Source organism: Streptomyces niphimycinicus, assembly GCF_018883605.1.
In the GTDB taxonomy this organism is placed as follows: domain Bacteria; phylum Actinomycetota; class Actinomycetes; order Streptomycetales; family Streptomycetaceae; genus Streptomyces; species Streptomyces niphimycinicus.
Genome location: NZ_JAHLEM010000108.1, coordinates 1 through 18,032, shown reverse-complemented (window position 1 = coordinate 18,032; position 18,032 = coordinate 1). Strand labels below are relative to the sequence as shown.

The following is an 18,032-nucleotide window of genomic DNA, read 5'->3' as shown; positions in this document are numbered from 1 at the left end:
TCGTTCACACCCCCTTGCTGACCGAGCTCATATTGAAGTCCGGGATGCGCAGCGCGGGCACCGCGGCGCGGTTGAAGTAGTCGCTCCACTCCCGCGCCAATGTCCGCTCGGTGCGGCCCGCCTCGGTGGCGCGGGCGAGCAGATCCACCGGCGATTCATTGAACCGGAAATTGTTCACCTCGCCGACCACCTCGCCGTTCTCCACGAGGTAGACGCCGTCCCTGGTCAGCCCGGTCAGCAGCAGCGTCGCCGGGTCGACCTCGCGGATGTACCACAGGCAGGTCAGCAGCAGCCCCCGCTCGGTCGAGGCGACCATCTCGTCCAGCGAGCGGGTGCCGCCCGCGTCCGCGATCAGGTTGTCGACGGGGGGAGCCAGCGGCAGCCCGGTGAGCCCGGCCGTATGCCGGGTGGTGATCAGCTTCTGGAGCACCCCGTCGCGGATCCAGTCGGTGGCGGACAGCGGCAGACCGTTGTCGAAGACCGACGCGTCATCCCCGGACGAGTGCGCGATCACGAACGGCGCCGCCTCGAGCCCCGGCTCGGCCGGGTCGCTGCGCAGTGTGAGGGGCAGCTCGGACAGCTTCTCGCCGACCCGGGTGCCACCGCCCGGCTTGCTGAAGACCGTACGGCCCTCCGCCGCGTCCCGCGCCGAGGACGACCAGAGCTGGTCGATCAGCAGATCCGCCACCGCGCTCGGGGGCAGCAGCGTCTCATAGCGACCGGCCGGCAGCTCGATCCTCCGCTCGGCCCAGGCGAGCCGCCGGGCGAGCTCGGCGTCGATCGCGGCCGGGTCCACATCGGCGAAGTCGCGGGTGGCCCGCCCGGCCCAGGCCGACCGCGTCCGATCTGGGGATTTGGCGTTGACCTCCAGCGTGCCGGTCGGCTGGTCATGGCGCAGCCGCAGCCCGGTGGAGCTGCCCAGATAGCTGGAGACCAGCTCATGGTGGGCGAATCCGTACAGCTCCCGGCCGCCCGCGCGGGCCCGGGCGAAGGACTCGCCGAGGGCGGGGGCGAAGTCGGCGAACACCTCGGAGGAGGTCACGGCCGGGGAGTCGGTGAAGCCGGGGGAGACCGCCGCACCCGCGTCCCGCTCCACCAGCGGCTGGGCGTCCTCGGCGGGCTCCGCCTCCCGCGCGGCCGCCTCGGCGGCCCGGACCAGCGGCTCCAGCTCGTCGACGGTGACCGCGGACCGGGACACCACACCCGAGGCGGTGCCCTGCCCGCCGTTCACGGTGGCCACGACGGTCAGGGTGCGGCCACGGGTGACGCCGTTGGTCGTCAGGGCGTTGCCCGCCCAGCGCAGATTGGCCGTCGAATTCTCGTTCGCGATCACCACACAGCCGTCCGCACGGGACAGCTCCAGGGCGCGCTCGACGATTTCATGCGGCTTGCTGCTCATCGTCCGGCCTCCTGGGTGGTGTTGAGGATGTTGACGCCGCGGAACAGCGCCGACGGGCAGCCGTGCGAGACGGCCGCGACCTGCCCGGGCTGGGCCTTGCCGCAGTTGAAGGCGCCGCCCAGGACATACGTCTGCGGCCCGCCCACGGCCGTCATCGAACCCCAGAAGTCGGTGGTGGTGGCCTGGTAGGCGAAGTCGCGCACCTGCCCGGCGAGCGCGCCGTTCCTGATGCGGTACGCCCGTTGCGCCGTGAACTGGAAGTTGTACCGCTGCATATCGATCGACCAGGAGCGGTCGCCGACCAGATACAGACCGTTCTCGACATCCCCGATCAGCTCCTCCGTCGAGGGGCCGCCGGGAGCGGGCTGGAGCGATACGTTCGCCATCCGCTGCACCGGCACATGGCCCGGCGAATCGGCGAACGCGCAGCCGTTGGACCGCTCGAAACCGGTCAGCCGGGCGATCCGGCGGTCGAGCTGATACCCGACGAGGGTGCCGTCCTTCACCAGATCCCAGGACTGCGCCGCCACCCCCTCGTCGTCGTAGCCGATGGTGGCCAGCCCGTGCTCGGCGGTCCGGTCCCCGGTCACGTTCATCACCTGGGAGCCGTACTTCAGCGACCCGAGCTGATCGAAGGTGGCGAAGGAGGTGCCCGCGTACGCCGCCTCGTAGCCGAGCGCGCGGTCCAGCTCGGTGGCGTGGCCGATCGACTCATGGATGGTCAGCCACAGATTGGACGGGTCCACCACCAGGTCGTACGACCCGGCCTCGACGGACGGCGCACGCATCTTCTCCGCCAGCAGCTCCGGGATCTGCGCCAACTCCGCGTCCCAGTCCCAGCCGCCCGCCCCGGGCCCGCCGGTCAGATACTCCCAGCCGCGCCCGACCGGCGGGGCCAGCGTGCGCATCGAGTCGAACTCCCCGCTCGCCGGGTCCACCGCGACGGCGGTGAGCTGCGGATGGAGCCGGACGCGCTGCTGGGTGGTCGTGGTGCCAGCGGTGTCCGCGTAGAACTTGTTCTCATGGACGGTGAGGAGCGACGCGTCCGCATGCGCGACCCCCTCGGCCCGCAGCAGCCGGTCGCTCCATTCGGCGAGCAGCCCGGTCTTGTCGGCGTCCGGCACCTCGAACGGGTCGATCTCGTACGACGACACCCAGGTCCTGTCGGCATGCACCGGCTCCGGCGCGAGCTCCACGCGCTCATCGGAGCCCGCGGCCTCGATCACCTTGGCCGACAGCTTGGCCATCGCCACGGCCTGCGAGGCGACGCGGGCGGCGGCGTCCATGCTGAGGTCCACCCCCGAGGCGAACCCCCACGCCCCACCGTGCACCACCCGCACCGCATACCCCAGATCGGTGCTGTCCGAGGCCCCGGACGGCCGGCCATCCCGCAACCGCCATGCGGCACCGCGCACCCGCTCGAACCGGAAGTCGGCATGCTCGGCCCCGAGCGCCCGAGCCCGCGCGAGCGCCGCATCGGCGAGCGCCCTCAGCGGCAGCGCGAGGAAGGACGGATCAATCTCGTGCGCCACGGGCGACTCCCCTTCAGTCGTGTTCGTCGTGTCTGTGGTCTGTGTGCGGAGCGTTCTGCCTGTCGGCAGTGAACCATGCCGCTACGACACGGGGCGCGGTATTTGCCCCGGAGCCCGGGGCTCCAGGCGGCGACGCGCCTGGGGCCCTGCGGCGGCAGTCGCTTTTACTGGCAAGTACTCTTCAGGGTCACGGAATCGCCCGCTGCAGCCTACCGACCCACCGGGAACAGGTCTCCACGTTGATCTCGTCAAATAGCTCTGGAGTGGAGATTTCAAAGATGAATTGAAGTAGCAAATCCTGATGCTCTTCGGTGACGCCAATGGTGTCCAAAGAATGCACAACCTCCGCCCAGTCGATAAGATCCTGCGCCGAGATGTCACCGGCGATGAATTTTGCTAGAGCGGCAATCGCGATTTCTGGATTGAGATAGACAGCCTCGTCGATTTGGCCGCGACTTGCCGACTGTGCGGCGGCGGTCAGGTCATCGATGCGTCCATTCAGATTAAGCAGATCGAGAAGGTTTCGGACCTCTTGTTGATGCACGGAGTTCCTTCGGGGTGGGTGCTGCGAGACTTACTTAGGTTTCACGTGTACCACATTCCCGTCTGGATCCCAAGTGGTCTTGTAGGCGTTGATCGTATTGCCGTCGATGTCGACTTCCTTCGTGTATACCGCATAGGATCCGGGGACCCTGCCGGGAACCTTGTAGCTGAACTCGACATTCCCATCGGGAAGCTGTTTGATGATGGGGATTTCTGCGACCGCAGGACTCCCCTTCATGAATCGCTTGAGGTTTTTGAGTTGTGCTTCATTGAGTTCGCCCAACCCTTGGGCTCTTTGTACCTTCTCGCCGCGGGACAGCTTATCCGGGCAATCCGGTGCTAATCCCAGCGGATCGATCCAAGCAAAGGGGCTTTCGACATAGGCGTGGTGGTTTGGCGAAGGCTCAAGGCCCAACGGATCGGGCGAGGTGTAGCGCGCGGTTTCTGGGTCGTAGTGGCGGAAGTAGTTGTAGTGGAGGCCGGTTTCCGGGTCGGCGTATTGGCCGGGGAAGCGGAGGGGGCAGTCGGCTGAGCCGGGTGGGGCGGGGAGGGGGGTGCCCCAGAGGGTGGTGCGGTGTTGCCAGGCGAGGGTGCCGTCGGGGGAGACCAGTTCGGTGGGGGTGCCGACCAGGTCGGTGATGATGGCGTGGAAGCGGGCGTCGTATTCCGATTGGGCAGTCGCGTCGGTCAGGCGGCGGAGAATCGATGACGCTTCCTCCACCGGCTCACGCGGCGGGCGGTGCTCCGTCTGGGTTATCGGGCGGTGGGTTTCTGGGGCGTAGTCCCAGGTCAGCGTCGGGCCCTCGGCCGCCGTCTGTTCGGCCAGGCGGGTGCCGTCCCAGGTGAAGTCGATTCGGTCGGCGGCCGTGCCGTCCTTCGCGACGCGTTGTTTTGCGGTGCGGCGGCCCAGTGGGTCGTAGGTGTAGTGCCAGTGGTCGCCGTCGGGGGTGGTGGCCTTGGTGAGGCGGTCTTCCGCGTTCCAGGTGTAGGTCCAGGTGCGGGTCTGGCCGTTGAGGAGTTTGCGGGTGCGGCGGGTCAGGCGGCCCTGGGTGTCGTGTTCGTATGTGGTGCGGCCCGCTCGGTGGATCACCGTGCCCGTGAACTCCCGGTCGCCGGACGCCTCGTGGGCCGGGGCCGTGGCGTGCGTCAGGTTGCCCGCCGCGTCGTAGGCGTAGGTCTCGGTCCAGCCGTGGGCGTGGACCGCCGTCACGCGGCCGACCGGGTCGAGGTCGAAGCGGCGGGTCCCGGACGTCAGCTCGCGGATTTCGGTGAGGTGGTCGTCGGGCCGGTAGCCGTACGCCCGGTGCTGGACGAGGGCGTTGGCCGGGCCGGTGACGGTCTGGCCCGTCATGCGGTCCAGGGCGTCCCACGCCTGGGCCAGGGTCACGTCGTCGCCGAAGGTGCGGGACGTTTCCCGGCCCGCCGCGTCGTACGCGAAGTGCACGGAGTTGTCCGCCGTGGTGAGCGTCGTGGGGCGGCCTGCCGCGTCGTAGGTCCAGGTCGAGCGCAGGCCGCTCGGGGTGATCCGCTCGGTGCGGTTGCCCGCCGCGTCGTATGCGTACGACGTCGTACGGTCGCCCACCGTCTCCGTCACGACCCGGCCCCGCACGTCGTACGTACGGCTCAGCTCGGTGTCCGGGTTCGCCGCCCGCGTCAGGCGGCTCGCCGCGTCGTACGCGAACGTCGTCTCCGTGCCGTCCGCCGTGCGTGTGGCGAGCGTGCGGCCCAGCGCGTCACGCGTGTAGGCCAGCGCCTCGCCCGCGCCGTTCTCCCGGGATATCAGGCGGCCCGCCGCGTCGTGCTCGTACCTCAGCGTGCGGCCGTTGAAGTCCGTTTCGGAGGTGACCTGTCCCGACCCGTCATAGGCGTACGTCCACGTCCGGCCCTGCGGATTCGTCACCGCCGTCAGGCGCAGCTCGGTGTCGTAGGCGAAGGCGTACGTCGCCCCGTCCGGGTCCGTACGCGTCGCCGGGAGGTCGAAGTGGGTGTGGGTGTGGCGGGTGGTGTTGCCCGCCGGGTCGGTGTGTTCGGTGAGGTTGCCCTCGGCGTCCCAGGTCCAGGTCTCGCGGCTGCCGTCCGGCCGGGTGCGCCAGGCGGGCTTGCCCTCGATGGTCCAGCCCTGGCGGGTGACATGGCCCAGGGGATCGGTGACGCGGGTGATGCGGCCGTGGGTGCCCCGGCGGACGGTGGTCGTGTTGCCCAGCGCGTCGGTGATTTCCACCGGCAGGCCCGCCGCGTCGCACACCACCGTCACCGCATGGCCCAGCGGATCGACGACCGAGGTCAGGTTCCCCGACTCGTCATACGCGTAGTGCGTCTCCGCGCCCGCAGGGTCCGTCGTCCGGACGCGGTTGCCCCGCTCGTCGTACGCGTGGCGCCACACCGCGCCGTCCGGTTCGCGCACCTCCAGCGGCCGGCCGTCCCCGTCGTAGGTGGCCGTGGCCGACGTGCCGTCCGGGCGGTCGACGCGTATCAGGTTGCCGGAGTCGTCGTACGCGTAACGCGTGGTGTGGCCCAGCGGGTCGGTCACCGACAGCGGCAGGCGGCGCGTCCCCGGAGCCCACTCGGTGTGGGTGGTGCGGCCCAGCGCGTCGGTGCGGGACACCGTCCGGTACGCCTCGTCGAAGACGTACGTGATGCGATGGCCGAGCGAGTCCGTGTAGACGGTGGTGCGGGACGCCTCGTCGTAGTGGAAGCGGCCGGTCATCATGTCGTCCGAGCCGATGGTGCGCAGCACCCGGCCCCGGTGGTCATAGACGTACCCGAAGCTGGTGCCGTTGCGGTCGGTCCATGAGGTGACGCGGTGCTGGTCGTCGTAGGTGAACCGCATCGGCTCGGCGGCGGAGTTGAAGACCTCGGTCAGGTCGCCCGCGCCGTTGTAGCCGAAGGACACCAGCGTGGTGCCCCCCTCGGCGGCGCCGACGCCCAGGAGCCGCAGTCCGGTGATGCGCGCGAGCTCCGGATCGGTGTCGATCGCGATGCGATACCCGCCGGAGTGCGCCACCTCGCGCGGGGTGCCCTCCTCGTCGTAGGTGAACGTGATGGACCGGCCATTGCGGTCCTCGATCACCTCGAGGGGGAGCTCATTGCCGTTGCCGCCCAGCGGGGTGAAGTGCAGCGTGCGGGACCGCTCGGGGATCTCGATCCGCATCGTGCCGCCCGCCGCGCCGTCCCAGCGCAGCGGCCAGCGCGGGCCCCGCGCCGGATACGTGTCCTCGCCGGGCGTCGGCACCCCGTAGCGCAGCACCATGCCGTCGGCCGTGACGAACACGATCCCGTCCGCGTCCAGCTCCAGGCGCTGGTCGAGCGTGGCCGCCCAGGTGCGGCCGAACCAGCCGCCGCAGGTGTGCCCGGAGACGAAGGTGCGCTCCAGGACCAGGGGGAGCGCCCCGGGCAGGGACACGTCCGTGGCCGGCATGACCATCTCGCCGGTGGCGACGTCGACCGGGTCGGTCTCGCAGTCCTTGTCGTGCGTATGCCGGTCGTGCGTGCCGTCGCTGTCCGCCCGGCGGGACGCCTCGCCGTCCCGGCCCAGGTCCCTCTTGCGGAGCGCCAGCCGCTGCGCGGCGGTCTGGCCCGTCCGGAGCTCCTTGCGCAGCGCGCTCGCACCGCCTGTGGCCAGGGCCAGCAGCAGCGACGGGGTGATCTCGCCCGCCGCGCGCAGCGGGTCCTTGGACCACATGTCCCAGTTCGTGACCGCCTTGGCGAACTCCTTGGGGTGCTGGGCCGCGTACGCCGCGCCGTCCGCCATACCGGCCAACTGCATCGCCAGGCCCTTGCCGTCGCCCTTGACGATCGAGGCGGGGATCTCGCCCAGGCCCAGGATGCCGTGGTGGACCTTCCACAGCCCGTCCTTGAAGCTGTCGCCGAGCTTGTGCCAGTTGCTCGGCTTGTTGGGAGCCTTCTCCGCCGCCTTGTCGATCTTCTTCTTCGACGCGTCGACGACGAGCTGTAACTCCTCGATCAGCTTGTCCAGCCGACCGACACACGACTCCATCGCGGCGATGCCCGGATCGGTCTCCGAGGGCCGGTCCGGCAACTGCTCGTCGCCGCGCTTCACCGCGTCGTTGTACGTCTCGACCTTCGTGTTGTGCGACTTGGACGCCGCCCGTGCCGCGTCCGCGTCCTCGATGATCGGCTCACAGCGCTTCTGCACCGACCGCAGCTTGGTCGCGTACGCCGCCAGCGCACTCGCCGCATGGGTGAACTGGTCATGGCCCGAGGTCAGTTCCTTCGGCAGCCGGTCGACCGACTTACGGAACTCACTCGCGCCCTCGCCCGACCACTCCGCCAGCTCCAGCGGCCTCAGCTTGTCCTTGCCGTCCTGGAAGGCGCCCGCGTACGCGCGCAGCTCCAGCACCAGGTCGTCGATGTCATCCGGATTGCCGGGGATCAGGTCCTTGGGCCGCGCATCCACCGGTATCCGTATCTGCGGGGCCCGCCCCGCGTCCGGATCGCCCATCAGGACTCGTCCCCGTACTCACTCTGCAACTTGCGCGCGAACTTCGACAACGCCGTGTCCTCCGGGCGCTTCTCCATCTCGGGCGCGCCCACATGCTCCCAGGACCACTTGCCCGCGCCGCCCGAGGGGAGCTTGGCCATGTTCTCGTCCGAGGGCCAGAAGTCCTTCACCCGCAGCAGATCCGCCAGCATGTAAGCGGCCACGGCCTCGTACAGCCGCTCCACGACCGCATCCGCGTGATCGGCCAGTTCCCCCATGCCGAAGCCCCACTCCTTGAGGAATCCCTTGCCGGATTCCAGGAGTTCGGGCGCGCCGCAGTACTGGAGGTAGGCCGTCAGCTTCTCCTGGCCGTTCTTCACGGCGCGGGCTCCGACGACCGACTCCTCCAGCGGGGCGATCAGGCCCTTCACCGACGCGATCTCGATCTTGTAGCCGTCGGCGCCTTCGTTTCCGCCGTATTTGCCGTGTTCACCGCCCTCGCTGGGGGCGCGGTTCACATTCCGCGCGTCAGGATCCGCCACCGTCGGCCCCCTCCACCTGGTCCTCGTCCGCCTCCTGGTCCTCCGCCTCGCGCAGCGTCCGCGCGTCCAGCAGGAAGGGGCGCTCACCCAGCGGATCCACCAACGCCCGTACGCCCTCGGGCAGCAGGTCCACCAGGTCCTCGACCGTCGTGGACGCCCAGCCGCACGCCCCCGCGAAGAGCGCGAGCCCTTCGAGCGAGGTGAAGACCGGGACCAGCGGGCCGCCTTCGGCGGTCTCCGAGATCAGGAAGCCCGGGTGCTCCGGGCGCTGGAAGTACAGCCGCGCGGTCCGCAGCGCCACCCACTTCTCGCGCTCCGTCAGCCGCGCGGCGGTCTCCTGGCGGACGAGATCCGCCAGCGTTATTTTGCCGCCCTGACCAGGCGGCCTACCGTCCCCTCCCCCAAACATGAGGGTTATTTTCACACAGGGGAACGACACCACGGGTGACCGCCACACCGCTCTGTGCGATCACGCGACAGTGGCCGCCCCGGTTGCCCAGGGCGGCCTGAAAACGGATGGTTACGCGCCGAACTCCCCGGCCGTGAGACGGCCGAGGAACGCCCCGCTGCCGCTCGGCGGCACGGCATGACTCCCGTACGGGCATCGCGTGTGTCCGTGCCGCGACCCTGCGTACCCGGCGCCCCTCTGGTCAGGCTAGGTGCGCTTCGCCACGCTCGGTGACGTGAATGGCGAAAATTCCCCTAGCGGTACGTTCGAGATGGGCGAACTCGCGGCGAACGCCGCGAGCCATGGGCATGTGCCCGGCCGGAACTTCCATCTGCGGCTCAGCGTGCAGCCCCCGCCCGGCCCGGAGGGCCGGGCGGCCCCGTCTCGGCCCGTATCGAGGTGTCCGACGCCCGTGACGAGCGGCGCCCGGTGCTCCGTGACCGGGACGACGAGGCGGAGGGCGGGCGCGGGCTGTTGCTCGTGGACGCGCTCGCGTCGAAGTGGGGGGTGGCGGAGCGGGGCGTCGGCAAGACGGTGTGGTGCGAATGCGTTTTCGCTCCCGACGAGTGCCGGTCGCAGCAGGCCACGGGAGATGTCGGAGCCGTAAATGTCAACGCTTTTCGCGACAGGTTGCCCGGGAGCTTTCGGGCCGGTCAGATAGGTCCCGGCCCGAAAGTACAAGATCGGCAGGGCCTACCGGTTTTGTCCGCGACTGGTTATCCCTGGAAGGGCGGTCCCGGTCGGGGCCGCATTCCCGGAAGGAGTCCGTCATGGACGACTGGCATGACAACTGGTACGTGGACGACCGCTGTACCAACTGCGATGTCGCCCGGCAGTTCGCGCCCGAGCTGATCAGTGAGGTCGGCGGGCGGTCGGAGGTCGTGCGTCAACCGCGCGACGAGGGGGAGGCCCGGCGCCTGCATGCCGCCGTCTTCGCCTGCCCCACCCGCTCGATCCGCCCGGCGTCCGGGCGGCCGGACCGGGCGTTCGACCCGTTCCCCATGGCCCTGGACGACGGTGTACTGATCTGCGGCCACAACTCCCAGCACACCGCCGGGGCCAACTCCTATCTGCTGCCGCGGCCGTCCGGCACGGCGATGATGATCGACACGCCGCGCTGGAGCCGGGAGCTGGCCGGGCGTTACGCGGCGTCGGGCCCCGTCACCGATGTGCTGCTGACCCACCGCGACCACGCCGCACACGGCCGTCGCTACGCCGATCACTTCGGCGCGCGGCTGTGGATCCACGAGGGCGACCTGGACGCGGCACCCGACGCGGACCGGGTGATCCGGGGCCTGGAGCCTGTGGAGATCGGCCCGGGGGTCACCGCCCATCCGCTGCCGGGCCACACTCTGGGCAGTGTGCTCTACCTCGCGGACGACCGGTACTGCTTCAGCGGTGACAGCATCTACTGGTCGCGTGCGCTCGGCGATCTGGCCGTGGCGGAGAGCGTGACCTGGCACTCCATCGAGGAGCTGGCCGCCTCACTGGCGAGGGTGGTCGGACGGCTGCGTTGCGAGTGGATCCTGCCGGGCCACGGGGACCGGTGCCATCTGGACGCCGACGAGATGTCCCGGCGGCTGCGGGCGCTGGCGGAGCGCACGGGGCTGCTGCGGCCCCGGCCGATCGACTTCACGGCCGTCCGGTGGTGAGGGGGCGGCCGGGACAGAGTCCGGCGGAGGTCGGTGACCACTGGGCTTCTGTAGGAAGTCGACAGGGAGGGACACAAGCCCCTGTGGGTGCCCGATTCCTCCTCGACGGCCTGGGACCGATAGTTTGCGGAGGTAGGGGTCGGCACGCATCGTGACGTCCGGCGGTCCATGGACGGACCGCGTCAGACCGCGTCAGACCTCGACAGACATCGTCGACAGCCGTCGACGGAGATCGACAAGAGAAGGTGGTCCCTTGAGCCGCTCGGTTCTCGTCACCGGAGGCAACCGCGGCATCGGCCTCGCCATCGCCCGTGCCTTCGCCGATGCTGGCGACAAGGTCGCCATCACCTATCGGTCCGGCGAGCCGCCGGCCGGCTTGCTCGCGGTCAAGTGCGACATCACCGAGCCGGAGCAGGTCGAGCAGGCGTACAAGGAGATCGAGGAGAAGCACGGCGCGGTCGAGGTCCTGGTGGCCAACGCCGGGGTCACCCGCGACCAGCTCCTGATGCGGATGTCCGAGGAGGACTTCGCCACCGTCCTCGAGACCAACCTCACCGGTACGTTCCGCGTGGTCAAGCGGGCCAACCGGGGGATGCTGCGGGCCCGTAAGGGGCGCGTGGTGCTGATCTCGTCGGTCGTCGGGCTGATGGGTTCGGCCGGTCAGGCGAACTATGCCGCGTCCAAGGCGGGCCTGGTGGGCTTCGCCCGCTCCCTCGCCCGTGAGCTGGGCTCGCGCAACATCACCGTCAATGTGGTCGCGCCCGGTTTCGTCGACACGGACATGACGCGCGCGCTCAATGACGACCAGCGCGAGAACATCGTGAAGCAGGTACCGCTCGCGCGTTACGCGCAGCCCGAGGAGATCGCCGCCTCGGTCCGCTTCCTGGCCTCCGACGAGGCCGCGTACATCACTGGAGCCGTCATCCCTGTCGACGGCGGATTGGGCATGGGTCACTGAACGTCATGAGTGGAATTCTCGCCGGCAAGCGCATCCTGGTCACAGGCGTCATCACCGAGGCGTCCATCGCCTTCCACGCCGCCAAACTGGCCCAGGAGGAGGGCGCAGAGGTCATCCTCACCGGCTTCGGCCGGGTCTCCCTCGTCGAGCGGATCGCCAAGCGGCTGCCCAAGCCCGCCCCGGTCATCGAGCTGGACGTGCAGAACCAGGAGCAGCTCGACGGCCTGGCCGACAAGGTGCGCGAGCACCTGGGCGAGGGGGTCGACCTCGACGGTGTGGTGCACTCCATCGCCTTCGGCCCGCAGGGCGCGTTCAACTTCCTCGAGGGAAGCTGGGAGGACGTCGGCACCGCCGTGCATGTCTCGGCCTACTCCCTCAAGGCGCTGACCATGGCCTGCCTGCCGGTGATGCCGCGCGGCGGCTCGATCGTCGGCCTCACCTTCGACGCCCAGTTCGCCTGGCCGAAGTACGACTGGATGGGCGTGGCCAAGGCCGCGCTGGAGTCCACCAGCCGCTACCTCGCCCGCGACCTCGGCGAGCGGAACGTGCGCTGCAACCTGGTCTCCGCCGGGCCGATCAAGTCCATGGCCGCGAAGTCCATCCCCGGCTTCGAGGAGCTGGCGGACGTGTGGAACCACCGGGCCCCGATCGGCTGGGATCTGACCGACCCGGAGCCGGCCGGGCGCGGCGTCGTCGCGCTGCTGTCCGACTGGTTCCCGCGCACCACGGGCGAGATCGTGCATGTCGACGGCGGTGTGCACATGATGGGTGCCTGAGCCCACGGCGTTTGCGCGCGACGGCCGCCGTCCCGCCCCCGCGAACGGGGGGTCCGGGACGGCGGCCGTTCCGCATGTGCGTTCACCCGTTCGGGGGAGCAGGACGCGCGTCCGGGTGGTGGGCATACGCACTGTGGAGTCATACGACGAACCGACTCACCGGAGCGCCAGCACCAGCGGCACGGCCGAGGAGGTCCCGCATGCGTACGACCCGCCGTGTCGTGGCCGCGCTGCTGCTCGTCGCCACGGTGGGTCTGGTCATCGCCGCCTCCAGCTCCGCCGCGCAGGAACGGCCCCGGAAGCGCGAGGCCGCCTGTAATACCTCGGTGCGCGGCTCGCACGCCACGGCCAGTTGCTTCAACCCCAACCCCAACGCGGACCGGGTGCAACTGCATGTCGAATGCGCCCGCTGGTGGGACCCGGACATGGACACCCGCCCGGTGGAGGTCGGCCCGGCCCAGCGCGTGGACGTCGCCGAGCGCTGCTGGAAGGAGATAGGAAAAGCCTGGGTGAGCCACCATGCCGAGCGCTGACCCCACGTGCCGGTCACTGAACCCTTCGCAGGTTGCTGAACCCATGCGCAGGTTGCTGAACCCATGCGCGTTGCTGAACCCATGCGCGTCGCTGATCACACGCGCCGGTCGCTCAGCGCGTGCGGAAGCGGCAGCCGAACGGATGGGTGCTGGCCTCGCCCGCCGCCCGCTCCCCGTCCCCCTCCCGGATCGCCTCCACCAGCCGTCCGTGGTCCACGTACGTGTCCGGGCCCATCCCGCTGTCCACGTCCGCGCGCAGAAAGTCCCGTACGACCGCGCCCAGATCCGCGTACAGCTCCGCCAGCACATCGTTGTGCGAGGCGGCGACGACCGCCATGTGCAAGGTGACGTCCGCCTCGACGAACGCGTCCGGGTCGCCCGCCTCCCAGGCCCGCTCGCGCCGGTCCAACTGGGCGTCGAGCTGCTTGAGGTCCTGCTCGGTGCGGCGCTCCGCGGCCAACTGGGCCGCCTTGGTCTCCAGGGCGCTGCGCAGCTCGGCCACATGACGGGGGTCGGCGGCGGCGAAGCGGCGGTGCATCACCCCGGCCAGTTCGCTGGTCGCCAGCACATAGGTGCCCGAGCCCTGGCGGATGTCCAGCAGCCCGTTGTGCGCGAGGGCGCGTACGGCCTCCCGCACGGTGTTGCGCGCGACCCCCAACTGCTCGACCAGCTCGGGCTCGGTGGGGATCCGCGAGCCCACCGGCCATTCGCCCGAGGTGATCTGCGCGCGAAGCTGGGCGATCACCTGGTCGGCGAGGGCGGAGCGCCGGGGCGAGGTCAGCGGCATGACTCTCCTGTGCATGGGGCGGATGTGGCCCGGGGTGAACGAACGGGCCCTTCCATGATGCCGTCAGGCCGTTACCGGGTGGTCGCTCACCACTGGACGGGCATTCATCCCATCATTCTATGATGGTCGGCATGCACACGCCCCCGTCTGACGATCTCGCGACGCTCGACACCGCCGACTCCGCCGACTCCGCGGCCCTCCCGGCGGAACCGGGAGGGCCGCGCCGGGCCGCCTCACCCTGGCGAGGCCGCGTCATGGCGGCAGGGCTCATCCTCGCCGCGCTCAATCTCCGCCCCGCCGTCACCAGTCTCGGTCCGCTGCTCGAAGAGGTCCGTGCCGACCTCGGGATGAGCGGCACCGTCGCCGGAGTGCTCACCTCCGTGCCCGCGGCGTGTTTCGCGCTCTTCGGGTTCACCGCACCCCGGCTGGCCCGGCGCTGGGGGCCGGTGGCCATCGTCTGCGCCGGGCTCGCCGCCATCGCCGCCGGTCTGCTGCTGCGCCCCATGGCCGGCGGGACCGTGGCGTTCCTGGCCGCCAGCGCGCTCGCCCTGGCCGGGATCGCGGTGAGCAACGTCCTGATGCCGGTGATCGTCAAGCGCTGGTTCCCGGACCGGGTCGGCTCGATGACCGGGCTGTACTCGATGGGTCTGTCGCTGGGCACGGCCGCCTCCGCGGCGGTCACCGTGCCGATGACCGACGCGCTGGGCGGCTCCTGGCGGACCGGGCTCGGGGTGTGGGCGCTGCTCGCCGCGGTGGCGCTGGTGGCGTGGCTGTTCCTCGCCCGCGGCGGTACGGGCGGTTCGGGGGCGGACGGCGCCGGGACGACCGGCAGCGAGACGGGCGGTAAGGAGGCGGGCCGTACGGACGCGGACGCACCACCGGCCACGGCCGAGAGCGTCGCCACGGCCGAGACCGCCGCCCCGGCCGACGGGCCCGCGATCCGCATCACCCGCAGCCCCCTCGCCTGGGCGATGGCCGTCTTCTTCGGCTTCCAGGCCACCGCCGCGTATATCTCCATGGGCTGGATGCCGCAGATCTTCCGGGACGCGGGGGTCTCCGCCTCCACCTCCGGACTGCTGCTGGCCGTGATGATGGCGATGGGTGTGCCGCTCGCCTTCGTCCTGCCGCGGATCGCCGCCCGGCTGCGGCACCAGGGCGTCCTGGTCGTCATCCTCGGCGTCTTCGGCCTCACCGGCTACGCCGGGCTGTGGCTGGCCCCGGCCGGGGGAGCCTGGGCCTGGGCCCTGCTGCTCGGCATCGCCAACTGCGCCTTCCCGCTCGCCCTCACCATGATCGGCATGCGGACGAGGACCCACGCGGGCGTGGTCCGGCTGTCGGCCTTCGCGCAGTCCGTCGGCTATCTGCTGTCCATCCCGGGCCCGCTGCTGGTCGGTGTGCTCTACCAGCACAGCGGCGGCTGGGGACAGCCCATCGCGCTGATGGCCGGGTTCATGGTGCCGCAGATCATCGCGGGCGTGCTGGCCGGACGCGACCGCACCCTCGAGGATGAGCGCTGATCGGGCTCGCGTACGAGGGCTGATCGGGGCCGCGTACGAAGGCTGATCCGTGTCGGGTACGGGGGCTGCTCGGGGTCGCGTACGGGGGATGGGAGACTGGTGCCATGCCAGTGCTCGATGAGAACCCCCCGGACGGCCAGAAGAAGCTCCTCATCATCCTCGGCGTGATGCTGGGCATCACCGTGATCGTCGGCGTGGTCGCCAGCCTCGCCTCGCCCTGACCCGCGGCGCGGGACCGGATGGTGGGGCTGGCCCCACCATCCCCTAGGGGGCTGGGCTCAGGGGTAAGTGGGTGGCTCACCGGATGGGAGCCGCCCCGCCCGCTCCGTACCGTCGAACCATCGACACGTTCGGCGACCCGGAGGCGATCCCATGTCCGCCCGCACCCGTACCCGGCCCGCACACCCGGTGGACAGCGGCATGGACGTCCGGCTGCCGTGGTGGGCCATCGTGCTCCCGACCGTCGCCTTCGCGGCGCTGCTGCTCCTGCTCACCGGGCCCACCGCCGCCCATGCCGACAGCGGCGTCTCCGGGCCGGTCTCGCAGGTCGTGGAGTTGGTGCACCGGACCTTCGGGGACGCGGCGCCGTGACCCACCGTAGGCGGTGGTGATCAGCCGTGTCCGCCATATCGCGGGTGTGCTCACGTTTGACGAGGTCGTTCCAACACCCTGCGCCTCGTGCACCGATTCATGCGAAGCTGGGACGCATGAGCGTCGATGTGCCCCGCAGGATTGTCCTCCTTCGACACGCCAAGGCCGACTGGCCCCAGGTGGCCGACCATGAGCGCCCGCTCGCGGAGCGCGGCCGCAATGACGCCCCGCTCGCCGGGCGCCGGATCGCGGAGGCCGGTCTCACCCCCGAACTCACCCTCTGCTCCACCGCGCTGCGCACCCGTGAGACCTGGAAGCTGGTGGTCCACGAGCTGCCGCACCGCCCCAAGACCGTCTACGAGGAGCGGCTGTACGACGCCCCGGTCGGTCAGCTCATCGAGGTGATCAATGAGACCGGCGACGATGTCACCGATCTGCTGGTCGTCGGCCACAACCCCGGGATGCACGGCCTCGCCGACGCGCTGGCGGGCGAGGCCGACGAGGGCGCCAGGGAGTGGATGGAGCGTGGTGCCTTCCCCACCTCCGCGTTCGCCGTCGTGACCTTCAGCGGCTCGTGGAAGTCGGTCGAGATCGGCTGCGGGCGCCTCGCCGGCTTCTGGGCGCCTCACGAGTGATGCCCGATTCCCGGGTCCCTCCGCTGATCCCCGGGTGACCCCGGGTGATCTCCCGGGCGTGATCTCAGCGCACCGGCCCCCGCTCCGCCGTCGTACGGGGAGCGGGGGCCGGTGCGCGTTCCGGGCCTGGGCCTGTCAGCCCTGGGCCTGTCAGCTCTGAGCCCGTCAGCCCAGGGCCCGTCAGCCCTGGGCCTGTCAGTCCACGTGCGCGTCCGCCGCCTCGACCTCATCGCGGGTCACGCCCAGCAGATACAGCACCGTGTCGAGGAACGGCACGTTCACCGCGGTGTGCGCGGCCTCCCGGACCACCGGCTTGGCGTTGAAGGCGACGCCCAGCCCGGCCGCGTTCAGCATGTCCAGGTCGTTGGCCCCGTCGCCGATCGCGACCGTCTGCACCAGCGGCACCCCCGCCTCGGCCGCGAAGCGCCGCAGCAGCCGGGCCTTGCCCGCCCGGTCCACCACCTCGCCGACCACCCGGCCGGTCAGCTTGCCGTCCACGACCTCCAGGGTGTTGGCGGAGGCGAAGTCCAGCCCCAGCCGCTCCTTGAGATCGTCGGTGACCTGCGTAAAGCCGCCGGAGACCACGCCCACCTGATAGCCGAGCCGCTTCAGGGTGCGGATCAGCGTACGGGCGCCGGGGGTCAGCCGGACCTCGGCGCGCACCTTCTCCACCACGGACTCGTCGATCCCGGCCAGCAGCGCGACCCGCGCGTGCAGCGACTGCTCGAAGTCCAGCTCACCGCGCATCGCCCGCGCCGTGACCTCGGCGACCTCGGCCTCACAGCCCGCATGCGCGGCGAAGAGCTCGATCACCTCGTCCTGGATCAGGGTGGAGTCCACGTCCATGACCACCAGGCGCTGGGCCCGGCGCTGGAGCCCCGACGCCACCACGGCCACATCGACGCCGATATCGGCGGCCTCGACGGCCAGTGCGGTGCGCAGCGGCTCCGTCTCGGCGCCGGACACCTCGAACTCCACGGCCGTCACCGGATACTTCGCCAGCCGGAAGATCCGGTCGATGTTGCCGCCGGTGCCGGTGATCCGGGAGGCGATGGCGGCGGTCGACTCGGCGGTCAGTGGATTCCCCAGCACGGTGACATGCGACCGGCCGGTGCCACGCGGCCGGTTGTCGCCCCGGCCGGAGATGATCTCGGCCTGGAGCCGCATCGACTCCGCCCAGCTATGCACGGTGGCCCGCAGATCACCCTCGGCGCCATCGGCCGTCGGGGCCGTGACCAGGACGCACAGCACGATGCGGCCCCGGGTGACGACCTGCTCTATGTCCACTATGTGCACGCCGTAGGCGGCGAGGGTGTCGCAGAGCCCGGCGGTGATACCGGGGCGGTCCTTGCCGAAGATCTTGACAAGGAGGGTGGGGACATCGTCGTCCAGGACGGCGGTGACGGGGGGGATCCGCGATGTGCTCATGGTCTTCCCACCGTATCCGGCCTTTCCCGCGGTGTGCGCGGCAGCCCGCACCGTGGACGGCCACCCGAGGCGGAACGTTCATGTCCCGGTCGCCGAGGCGTCACCCCTCGCATGATCGGCGGCTTCATGCGCCACGTCCGCCGCCGTGCCCACCCCTGTCGCCCCGGTCCCCGTCGTCCCTCCGTGCGAGCGCCGCGACCCGTCGCCCCGCCGCGCCCGTGGCCCATGCCGCGAGTGCCCCGGCGGCCCC

The 18,032-nt window shown here is 70.5% G+C and carries 16 protein-coding genes; 8 read left to right on the top strand and 8 right to left on the bottom strand.

Annotated elements, in window-relative coordinates; translation table 11 throughout:
* Positions 1–4: 4 nt before the first annotated feature.
* The 6 genes from KN815_RS12710 to KN815_RS12685 all read right to left on the bottom strand — a co-directional run bounded on the left by KN815_RS12710 (position 5) and on the right by KN815_RS12685 (position 8,866).
* The gene (locus KN815_RS12710) at positions 5–1,399 is read right to left on the bottom strand and encodes a metallopeptidase TldD-related protein (RefSeq protein WP_216341890.1); all 1,395 of its coding nucleotides are present in this window, start codon (positions 1,397–1,399) and stop codon (positions 5–7) included.
* Positions 1,396–2,931: a TldD/PmbA family protein gene (locus tag KN815_RS12705; RefSeq protein WP_216341889.1), complete on the bottom strand. Its 1,536-nt coding sequence runs from the start codon at positions 2,929–2,931 to the stop codon at positions 1,396–1,398. Before KN815_RS12705 ends, KN815_RS12710 begins: the two co-directional genes overlap by 4 nt.
* 187 nt (positions 2,932–3,118) lie before the next feature.
* Entirely contained in the window at positions 3,119–3,475 is a 357-nt protein-coding gene (locus KN815_RS12700; protein WP_216341916.1) for a hypothetical protein, read from the bottom strand.
* Between the two features lie 30 nt (positions 3,476–3,505).
* On the bottom strand, positions 3,506–7,936 hold the full coding sequence (locus tag KN815_RS12695) for a putative T7SS-secreted protein (protein ID WP_253208928.1): 4,431 nt from the start codon (positions 7,934–7,936) through the stop codon (positions 3,506–3,508).
* Positions 7,936–8,457, bottom strand: coding sequence for a hypothetical protein (locus KN815_RS12690; protein ID WP_216341888.1), 522 nt, complete (start codon positions 8,455–8,457; stop codon positions 7,936–7,938). The genes KN815_RS12695 and KN815_RS12690 overlap by 1 nt, the downstream gene beginning before the upstream one ends.
* Positions 8,444–8,866 (bottom strand): SseB family protein, encoded by a 423-nt coding sequence (locus KN815_RS12685; RefSeq protein WP_253208930.1) that lies wholly within the window; start codon positions 8,864–8,866, stop codon positions 8,444–8,446. Before KN815_RS12685 ends, KN815_RS12690 begins: the two co-directional genes overlap by 14 nt.
* Positions 8,867–9,675: 809 nt before the next feature.
* Here KN815_RS12685 and KN815_RS12680 point away from each other — a divergent pair.
* The 4 genes from KN815_RS12680 (at position 9,676) to KN815_RS12665 (ending at position 12,824) form a co-directional block, all read left to right on the top strand.
* Positions 9,676–10,557 carry a 4Fe-4S domain-containing protein gene (locus tag KN815_RS12680; protein ID WP_216341887.1) on the top strand — a complete coding sequence of 294 codons (882 nt, stop codon included), beginning with the start codon at positions 9,676–9,678 and terminating at the stop codon, positions 10,555–10,557.
* A gap of 253 nt (positions 10,558–10,810) precedes the next feature.
* On the top strand, positions 10,811–11,515 hold the full coding sequence (gene fabG / locus KN815_RS12675; RefSeq protein ID WP_216341886.1) for a 3-oxoacyl-[acyl-carrier-protein] reductase: 705 nt from the start codon (positions 10,811–10,813) through the stop codon (positions 11,513–11,515).
* Positions 11,516–11,520: 5 nt separating this feature from the next.
* Entirely contained in the window at positions 11,521–12,291 is a 771-nt protein-coding gene (gene fabI / locus KN815_RS12670; protein WP_216341885.1) for an enoyl-ACP reductase FabI, read from the top strand.
* Between the two features lie 200 nt (positions 12,292–12,491).
* On the top strand, positions 12,492–12,824 hold the full coding sequence (locus tag KN815_RS12665; protein WP_216341884.1) for a hypothetical protein: 333 nt from the start codon (positions 12,492–12,494) through the stop codon (positions 12,822–12,824).
* Positions 12,825–12,936: 112 nt separating this feature from the next.
* Here the strand turns inward: KN815_RS12665 and KN815_RS12660 are convergent, their stop codons facing one another.
* On the bottom strand, positions 12,937–13,611 hold the full coding sequence (locus tag KN815_RS12660) for a FadR/GntR family transcriptional regulator (protein ID WP_216341883.1): 675 nt from the start codon (positions 13,609–13,611) through the stop codon (positions 12,937–12,939).
* A 131-nt stretch (positions 13,612–13,742) separates the two neighbouring features.
* Here KN815_RS12660 and KN815_RS12655 point away from each other — a divergent pair, with 131 nt between their 5' ends.
* The 4 genes from KN815_RS12655 to KN815_RS12645 all read left to right on the top strand — a co-directional run bounded on the left by KN815_RS12655 (position 13,743) and on the right by KN815_RS12645 (position 16,354).
* Positions 13,743–15,128, top strand: a complete 1,386-nt coding sequence (locus KN815_RS12655; protein ID WP_372458331.1) for a CynX/NimT family MFS transporter — start codon at positions 13,743–13,745, stop codon at positions 15,126–15,128.
* Positions 15,129–15,232: 104 nt separating this feature from the next.
* Complete coding sequence (locus KN815_RS50225) at positions 15,233–15,349, top strand: SGM_5486 family transporter-associated protein (protein ID WP_253208927.1); 117 nt, start codon at positions 15,233–15,235, stop codon at positions 15,347–15,349.
* A gap of 151 nt (positions 15,350–15,500) precedes the next feature.
* Positions 15,501–15,719: a hypothetical protein gene (locus tag KN815_RS12650; protein WP_216341882.1), complete on the top strand. Its 219-nt coding sequence runs from the start codon at positions 15,501–15,503 to the stop codon at positions 15,717–15,719.
* Between the two features lie 116 nt (positions 15,720–15,835).
* Positions 15,836–16,354, top strand: a complete 519-nt coding sequence (locus tag KN815_RS12645) for a SixA phosphatase family protein (protein ID WP_216341881.1) — start codon at positions 15,836–15,838, stop codon at positions 16,352–16,354.
* Positions 16,355–16,549: 195 nt separating this feature from the next.
* Here the strand turns inward: KN815_RS12645 and serB are convergent, their stop codons facing one another.
* Complete coding sequence (gene serB / locus KN815_RS12640) at positions 16,550–17,782, bottom strand: phosphoserine phosphatase SerB (protein WP_216341880.1); 1,233 nt, start codon at positions 17,780–17,782, stop codon at positions 16,550–16,552.
* Positions 17,783–18,032 lie beyond the last annotated feature (250 nt).

Excerpts from the sequence above, each read along its gene's own strand:
- KN815_RS12645 (WP_216341881.1), top strand. The coding sequence starts at position 15,836 with ATGAGCGTCGATGTGCCCCGCAGGATTGTCCTCCTTCGACACGCCAAG.
- KN815_RS12655 (WP_372458331.1), top strand. The coding sequence starts at position 13,743 with ATGCACACGCCCCCGTCTGACGATCTCGCGACGCTCGACACCGCCGAC.
- serB (WP_216341880.1), bottom strand. The coding sequence starts at position 17,782 with ATGAGCACATCGCGGATCCCCCCCGTCACCGCCGTCCTGGACGACGAT.
- KN815_RS12685 (WP_253208930.1), bottom strand. The coding sequence starts at position 8,866 with ATGTTTGGGGGAGGGGACGGTAGGCCGCCTGGTCAGGGCGGCAAAATA.
- KN815_RS12695 (WP_253208928.1), bottom strand. The coding sequence starts at position 7,936 with ATGGGCGATCCGGACGCGGGGCGGGCCCCGCAGATACGGATACCGGTG.
- KN815_RS12710 (WP_216341890.1), bottom strand. The coding sequence starts at position 1,399 with ATGAGCAGCAAGCCGCATGAAATCGTCGAGCGCGCCCTGGAGCTGTCC.
- KN815_RS50225 (WP_253208927.1), top strand. The coding sequence starts at position 15,233 with ATGCCAGTGCTCGATGAGAACCCCCCGGACGGCCAGAAGAAGCTCCTC.
- KN815_RS12665 (WP_216341884.1), top strand. The coding sequence starts at position 12,492 with ATGCGTACGACCCGCCGTGTCGTGGCCGCGCTGCTGCTCGTCGCCACG.
- KN815_RS12660 (WP_216341883.1), bottom strand. The coding sequence starts at position 13,611 with ATGCCGCTGACCTCGCCCCGGCGCTCCGCCCTCGCCGACCAGGTGATC.
- fabI (WP_216341885.1), top strand. The coding sequence starts at position 11,521 with ATGAGTGGAATTCTCGCCGGCAAGCGCATCCTGGTCACAGGCGTCATC.
- KN815_RS12650 (WP_216341882.1), top strand. The coding sequence starts at position 15,501 with ATGTCCGCCCGCACCCGTACCCGGCCCGCACACCCGGTGGACAGCGGC.
- KN815_RS12680 (WP_216341887.1), top strand. The coding sequence starts at position 9,676 with ATGGACGACTGGCATGACAACTGGTACGTGGACGACCGCTGTACCAAC.